Origin of the sequence: Halomonas sp. SIMBA_159 (genome assembly GCF_046536035.1) — a bacterium.
Taxonomy (GTDB): Bacteria; Pseudomonadota; Gammaproteobacteria; order Pseudomonadales; family Halomonadaceae; genus Vreelandella; species Vreelandella venusta_A.
The window spans coordinates 1-244 of sequence record NZ_JAWJBT010001328.1 but is presented as its reverse complement, the minus strand read 5'-3'; the positions used below and the strand labels follow the sequence as shown (position 1 = coordinate 244).

The window sequence follows — 244 nt, the reverse complement described above, 5'->3', positions numbered from 1 at the left end:
CTTGGTCATATAATGAAGTCATGTTCTTGCTAGAAAATATTAGCCAAATCGACAATCAATCCTGGCAATAACTCCTCACCAGACAAACGACTCGGATGATTAATTACCTCTTTATCTAGATCCACACGATAAATTTCGACTTTCTTAGCATCGGGATTAATTAACCAACCGAGTTTTACCCCACAAGTCATGTACTCGTTCATTTTTGCTTGTGTGGTTGAGAGATCGTCAGTTGGGGATAATA

1 protein-coding gene is annotated in these 244 nt (G+C 38.5%); it reads right to left on the bottom strand.

All coding sequences use genetic code 11. From position 1 onward, the window contains the following. Positions 1 to 29: 29 nt before the first annotated feature. A partial coding sequence (locus R0J87_RS23575) for a Uma2 family endonuclease (protein WP_498889413.1) occupies positions 30 to 244 on the bottom strand: 215 nt, incomplete at its 5' end.